This is a genomic window from Dyella jejuensis (assembly GCF_044904675.1).
GTDB classification, from domain to species: Bacteria; Pseudomonadota; Gammaproteobacteria; order Xanthomonadales; family Rhodanobacteraceae; genus Dyella_B; species Dyella_B jejuensis.
In genome coordinates this window covers 1-552 of sequence record NZ_JADIKJ010000060.1, presented here as the reverse complement: position 1 = coordinate 552, position 552 = coordinate 1, and the positions used below count along the sequence as shown (strand labels likewise).

Sequence of the window (552 nt, the reverse complement as noted above, 5' to 3'; positions counted from 1 at the left end):
AGGTGGTGGTTTCCTGGCTGGCGACGCTGGCCAGCGCGCCGGTCATGCTCGCGGTGGTCCATTGCGCGCTCAGCGCTTCGTCCGGGTCCAGGTTCAGCGTGTTGCCATAGGTCGTTTGGCTGATGGCATTGCCGTTGGCGTCATGGGTCACGCCGGTGACCTGAGCGACGGTGCCGCTTTGGTTCTGCTGCACGGTATAGGCCAGGCGGCCTGATGCGTCATACAGGTAAAGCGTCGCTTGCGCGCTGCTGTCGGGGTTGCTGCCGCCGGTGCCGCCCACTTGCGCGCCGATCCAGCTCAACGCCGTGCCGGCTTGCAGCGCACCCGCTTCACTGGCCGTGCTGACCGCGTTGGCATAGGCCAGGGTTTCGGTGACCTTGCCGGTGGCGTCATAGCGCGTCTCGGTGACGTTGCCCATCGGGTCGATGCGGTAGCGCAGCTCGCCGGCGCTGTCGTAGACGTTGTAGCTGACTTGATCGGCGCTGCCGGGCGTGACCCATGCGCCGATCTGCGCCGGGGTGGGGGTGCTGCCGAGGCTGGCCAGCTGGCTGG

At 67.6% G+C, this 552-nt stretch carries 1 protein-coding gene; it reads right to left on the bottom strand.

The annotated features are described in order from the left end of the window. Positions 1 to 552 (bottom strand): hypothetical protein (locus ISP15_RS18265; protein ID WP_404549423.1); only part of this gene is annotated, 552 nt, incomplete at both ends.